This is a genomic window from Catenulispora pinistramenti (assembly GCF_018274385.1).
Taxonomy (GTDB): domain Bacteria; phylum Actinomycetota; class Actinomycetes; order Streptomycetales; family Catenulisporaceae; genus Catenulispora; species Catenulispora pinistramenti.
Window position 1 is genome coordinate 1 of sequence record NZ_JAAFYZ010000383.1, and the last position, 5,364, is coordinate 5,364.

The 5,364-nt window shown below is 69.0% G+C and carries 6 protein-coding genes and 2 pseudogenes; 2 read left to right on the top strand and 6 right to left on the bottom strand.

The features are described 5' to 3' along the window. From KGQ19_RS47255 to KGQ19_RS47270, 4 genes and pseudogenes are all read right to left on the bottom strand, one after another. A pseudogene (locus tag KGQ19_RS47255) lies at positions 1-363 on the bottom strand (hypothetical protein); the annotation flags it as partial. Next, positions 347-859: an RNA polymerase sigma factor gene (locus KGQ19_RS47260; protein WP_212021959.1), complete on the bottom strand. Its 513-nt coding sequence runs from the start codon at positions 857-859 to the stop codon at positions 347-349. The gene KGQ19_RS47260 and the pseudogene KGQ19_RS47255, both read right to left, overlap by 17 nt. A 47-nt stretch (positions 860-906) precedes the next feature. Then, the gene (locus KGQ19_RS47265; RefSeq protein WP_212021961.1) at positions 907-1,617 is read right to left on the bottom strand and encodes a class F sortase; all 711 of its coding nucleotides are present in this window, start codon (positions 1,615-1,617) and stop codon (positions 907-909) included. 2 nt (positions 1,618-1,619) lie between these two features. Further along, complete coding sequence (locus KGQ19_RS47270) at positions 1,620-2,051, bottom strand: hypothetical protein (RefSeq protein WP_212021963.1); 432 nt, start codon at positions 2,049-2,051, stop codon at positions 1,620-1,622. Between the two features lie 241 nt (positions 2,052-2,292). Between KGQ19_RS47270 and KGQ19_RS47275 the strand changes: the two genes are divergently transcribed. Together KGQ19_RS47275 and KGQ19_RS47280 are read left to right on the top strand one after the other, a co-directional pair. Continuing rightward, the gene (locus KGQ19_RS47275) at positions 2,293-2,511 is read left to right on the top strand and encodes a hypothetical protein (RefSeq protein ID WP_212021965.1); all 219 of its coding nucleotides are present in this window, start codon (positions 2,293-2,295) and stop codon (positions 2,509-2,511) included. After that, positions 2,511-3,653 carry an endolytic transglycosylase MltG gene (locus KGQ19_RS47280; RefSeq protein WP_212021967.1) on the top strand — a complete coding sequence of 381 codons (1,143 nt, stop codon included), beginning with the start codon at positions 2,511-2,513 and terminating at the stop codon, positions 3,651-3,653. Before KGQ19_RS47275 ends, KGQ19_RS47280 begins: the two co-directional genes overlap by 1 nt. A gap of 54 nt (positions 3,654-3,707) precedes the next feature. Here KGQ19_RS47280 and htpX read toward each other — a convergent pair whose 3' ends face one another. Both htpX and KGQ19_RS53240 read right to left on the bottom strand, forming a co-directional pair. Continuing rightward, entirely contained in the window at positions 3,708-4,595 is an 888-nt protein-coding gene (gene htpX / locus KGQ19_RS47285) for a zinc metalloprotease HtpX (RefSeq protein WP_307856731.1), read from the bottom strand. Between the two features lie 164 nt (positions 4,596-4,759). After that, positions 4,760-5,301, bottom strand: a pseudogene (locus KGQ19_RS53240) (MarR family winged helix-turn-helix transcriptional regulator). Positions 5,302-5,364 lie beyond the last annotated feature (63 nt).

Sequence of the window (5,364 nt, forward strand, 5' to 3'; positions counted from 1 at the left end):
GGGGACAGAGGTCTTCTGGACCGGCGGGGCGAGCGGTGCCACCGGGGTCGGCCCCAGGGTGTTGCCGGAGGGCCATACGGCGACGGTGACCACGGCGATCGCCATCGCCGTGCCGACACCGACGCCGGCGGTGGTGGCGGCGCGGATCCGGCGGCGGCGGGCCGCGCGGCGGCGGATCTGCTGGAACGCGCCGGGCGGGGGCGCCAGCAGATGCACTCCGGGGCACAGCAGCGCCGTCAGTTCGTCGTCGCCTTCAATGCCGTCTATGCCGTCTATGCCATCAATGCCGCCGATAGCGTCGTCGCCGTCGATGCCGCCGATGCCGTCATCATCATCGTCCGCGGGCTCAATGAGCGTGATCAAAACGTCCTCCGAGTCCGGCGCGCAGGAGTTCCCGTGCCGCGTGTAGGTCGGACTTGACCGTTCCTTCTTTACGCCCGATCAGCCGGGCGATCTCGCCGACTGGGAGATCGGCGTAGTAGTACAGCAGAACGGGAGTGCGCAGCCGCTCCGGGAGCGACCGCACCAGCATCCGTACCGGCACGGCCGCATCCGCACCCTCCCGCCGCTGCGCCAGCTCCGCCTCGGTCGTGACCTGACGCAGTGCCCGCCGTTCGCGGTCCAGCTTGCGCCAATGGTCGCGGACCAGGTTCGCCGCCGTCACGTAGAGGAAGCCGCGGGGCTCCCGCACCGCGGTCCAGTGTCCCCAAAGACGGGTGAACGCCTCCGAGGCGATGTCGTGGGCGGTGGCATCGTCGTCCACCAGCCGGCGGCACCAGCCGGCCAGGCCTGGGTAGAGATCGGTGAACAGGTCGGACGCCGCCCGATCCTTCTCCCCGGAATCCTTGGACCGGCTCAACTCTCTCCAGATGCTCGGAACATGATGGTACTGACGGCCCCTGACCCCTAACCCGCGCTGCCGGCCAGGGAGGCGAAGACCACCACGTTGTCGAGGTAGCCGTCGTCGGTCCGCGGTCCCCCGCAAGTGATCAGACGCAATTCCGGCCGGTTTACGTTCCCATAGACCTGCTGCGTGGGGAAATGGTCCTTGGAGACCGTCTGCACGCTGTCCACGGTGAAGTCCGCCGAAGCCCCGTCCTGCAACCCGACCGTCACCCGGTCGCCGGGCCGCAGCTTGGCCAACCGCAGGAAGACGCCGTCGCCGAACTTGCCGACCGTGACATGACCGAGGATCACCGACGGTCCGGTCTGTCCCGGGGTGGGCGAACCGCGGTACCAGCCGGCCGGGCTGTCCGCCTGGATCGGCGGCACCTGCACCGTGCCGTCCGAGGCCAGACCGAGCGAGATCACCGGGGTGTCGACGCCGATACCGGGGATCTGAAGCCGGACCGGAACCGACCGCGCGATCGCGCCGGAGTTCGACGAACCGCCCGCCTTACTCCCCGACGAACCGCCCGCTGAGCCACTTGCGGGAGTGCCGACAGAACCGCCCGCCGCGCCAGCCGCCCCGGCGGACGCCGACGCCGAAGTCGTCCCGGTCCCGCCCGCGGTCCTCCCAGACCCCGCGGCGGCCGGTCCCGAAGCGGCGCCGCACCCGCCGGCCAGCATGAGGGCGGCCAGCCAGGCCGGCCACCCCCGCGTCCAGACTGGGCGCAAGATCAGCCCCGGCCCTTGAGCCGGCGCCGGGCCACCACGGTGCCGCCGCCGCCCAGAAGGGCGACCATGGCGGCGCCGACGGCCGCGGCCTGACCGTCGTTGTGCGAAGCCACCGGCGGCACACCGGTGTTCGGCGCACCCGACGGAACCGAGGTGATCTGGCTGCCGGGCACGGACGGGGCGGCGCTGGGGCTCGCGGACGCGTCGGTGGGCGGCGCGGTCGAGGGCACCGGGCTGGCGGACATAGTGCTCGGCGCGGTGCTGGTCACGGAGCTGCTCGGCATCGCCGTGGGCTGCGCGCTGGGCGCAGTGGACGTGCTCGGCGCGCTGGAGGGCTGGCCGGAGCCGGTGCTGTCGGCGAACGCCGTTTCCGCCCCGACTCCGGCCAGCATCGCGGTGCAGGCCAGGGTGGTGAGCAGACTGCGAGTACGCATGAGGACTCTCTCTTCGGTCGATCCACAGTGGATCCGTTGGTGCGGAACCAGGCGTAGAGACGACGGCGGGCACGGTCCGGTTGTAAAGGGTTGGCAAAGAACTCAAGCCGGCCGTCAGAGCAGACCCGCTCCCGGCTCATCGGCCGCGACGAAATCCTCGCGGCCTTTCAACTTCCGCTCCGCCGCAAGGCTCTACCCAGTGAGCGTGGCCGATCCGTGATGAGTGGGACAGGAGCCTGACATGAGTGACGAGGAACGTGACGAGGAACTCGGAGACGAGGTCTCCCGCATGCTGCACAACCGGGCCCTGCGGTATCGCCGCGCGGGCCTGCTCGGGATCTACGGGCCGTACCCGTCGGTCCGAAGGTGGTGTTGGCGCGCAGCGGTCACAACCACCGCGGCCTTGGCAGTCGCCGGGGCAGCCGCCGCCTACTCCGCGCTCAGACTGCGCGGCAACTGATGAGCCGAGGCCATCGGCGATCCCGGGGCTACGCGACCGCCTACCAACCGCCGCGCCGTCGCGGTGGCAAGGTGCGGCCCTGGGCGCCGTTGTTCGTACTGATCGGACTCCTGAGCTTGTTCAGCGGCTGCATGTACGCCGGGTACTCGTACTACAAGGACAAATACGGTCCCGCGCCCGACTACACAGCCGCGGCGACCTGCAAGCCGACCGCGAAGGTCGCGGTCGGCGTCCCGCGCGGCGCCACCGGTCAGCAGATAGCGGACGCGCTGCACACCGCCGGCGTGGTCAAGAGCGCCCGGGCGTACGTCAACGCGGCCAACCAGAACCAGGGCTCGACCGGCATCGTGGCCGGCACCTACACGATCTGCCCGCAGATCTCCGGCGACAACGCGGTCCTGGAACTGTTGAAGAAGTCGAACCTGTCCGACGCCTCACAGATCATCGTGACCTCCCACGAGTGGTCGAAAGACGTCATCGCGGAGCTGATCACCAAGAAGAACTGGAAGCAGCCCGATTTCGACGCGGCGATCGCCGACAACACCATCGGCCTGCCCGCCTGGTCGGTGGACTCCAGCACCCACAAGTTCACGGTCGAGGGCATGCTGGAGCCGGGGACGTACTCGCTGACGTCGAGCGACACCCCGGCCAGCGTGCTCAAACAGATGGTCGCGAACCGGACAGCGTTCCTGAACAGCATCAACTTCGTCGCCAAGTCCGCGACCCTGACCTGCGGTACCACCAAGTGCACGCCGGAGCAGGTGCTCACCGTCGGCTCCATCGCCGAGGGCGAGGTCACCGACCCCGGCGACGGCCAGAGAGTCGCCGAGGGCGTCTACACGCGCCTGAAGGACAACGACTACCTGGGCGTCGACTCGACCGCGCTGTACTGGATCGGGCACCTCCCGAACGGCGGGCTGCCGACGAAGACCCAGGTTCGGAACGCGAACAACCCCTACTCGACCTACGCCCCGCACCACGGCCTACCCCCGACGCCGGTCTACATCACGTCGGACGACATGATCAAGGCCGCGCTGGCACCGACCCATAAGAGCACTTACTACTGGTGCGTCACCCCGACCGGGACTGAATTCTTCACCGAGAAGCAGCTGGTGGCGCGTAACAGGGCTTGTGGCGACTGAACGAGCGTCTTCAAGATCGCAGTTCCTTCCCGCATCTTCGGAACCGGCCGATCCTCAGAGCGGCCGCCCCATCTGCTCGGAGAGCTTGGCGAGCTGGTCCAGGCGGCGCTCCAGCTTCGGGTGCGTCGAGAACAAGCCGGCCAGCGATCCGACCGGGCTGATGAAGAAGGCGTTGAACGCCTGCACGCTGCGCAGGTCGCGACTCGGGATCCGGGCCGCGGAATCAGTCAGCTTCACCAGCGCCGAGGCCAGCTCGGAGGGCTGACCGGTCAGGATCGCCCCGTCCCGGTCCGCAGCCAGCTCGCGATACCGCGACAGAGCCCTGATCAACAGGAAGCTGATCGCGTAGACCGCGATCGAGACCACCATGACCGCCATGAGGATCATCGCCGTGTTCTGGTCCTGGCGCCGGCCGAAGGCCTGGGAGTACAGCGTGAAGCGCATCATCAGCCCGGCCACGACGCCCAGGAAGGAGGCGATGGTGATCACCGCGACGTCCCGGTGCGCGACGTGCGTCAGCTCGTGGGCGATGACGCCCTCCAACTCCTTCTCGTCCAGCAGCCCGAGAATCCCGGTCGTCACACACACCACCGCGTGATCGGCGTTCCGGCCGGTCGCGAACGCGTTGGGCACGTCCAGTTCGGCGACGGCCACCTTCGGCTTCGGCATGTCGGCCAGGGCGCACAGCCGGTCCACGATCGCGTGCAGCTGCGGATACTGCTCAGCCGTGACGATGTGCCCCTTGAGGGCGGCGAGCGCGATCCGGTCGGAATACCAGTACTGGGCAAACAGCAGACCGCCGAGGATCACCACGATCAGCACGACGGACTTGAGCAACACCACCAGCGCCGCCGCGAAGGCGACATACAACAGTCCCAGCAGGAACATGGTCAGGCCCATCCGCACGGTCAACCGGCGGTCGGGCTGGATACGGCTTCGCACAGCGCCTCCTCGTATCTGCTCCTCCCACTCCCAGCATGCGCCCCGACAGGCACTTTGGAACAGTGCCGTACGCCTATGAAGGCGATGACCTGGTCCTCGACCCGCAATTCCTAGATCTGCTGTTCCCAGATCCGCTACTCCCAGATCCGCTCCCCCCGGATCCGCTACTGCCAGCCCAGGGGGATCGGGTCAGGCCCGACCGGCGGTTCGCCCCCGGCCACGTTGAACGCTTCGAGGGCCTCGACGAAGCGGTCCCGGTGTTCGGCGGGCATGCTCGCGACGATCGCCGCGATCTCCTCCCGGCGGCGGCTGGTGGCCTGGTCCACGACGCGGCGTCCGGTGCCGGTGAGGGCGAGGATGGACTCGCGGCGGTTCTCCGGGTTGGGGGCGCGGTCGATCATCCCGGCCGCGGCCAGCCGTTCGGCCATGCGCATCGCGGTGGAGGGGTTGACGGCCAGGTGCTCGGCCAAGTGGGTCAGGCGCAGCGGGCCGCGGAGGCCAGCACCACCAGGGCGCGGAACTGCGGCAGGGTCAGGCTGTCCTCGACCTCGTTGAGCGAACGCGCGGAGACCGCCACCAGCAGCCGGGACGCCGTCAGGACCGCGTCGGTGACCCGGTCGACGTCACCGACGTGCTCGACACCGGGCCGCGCGGACGCCGACACGTTCCCGGTGCTCGCCGGGGTTCTGGCGGATCGCGGACTCATGCCCTCCTTCATTTGCATAATGCAAATCATGTCCTCCGCGAGCGACCCCGCGCCCCCGATACC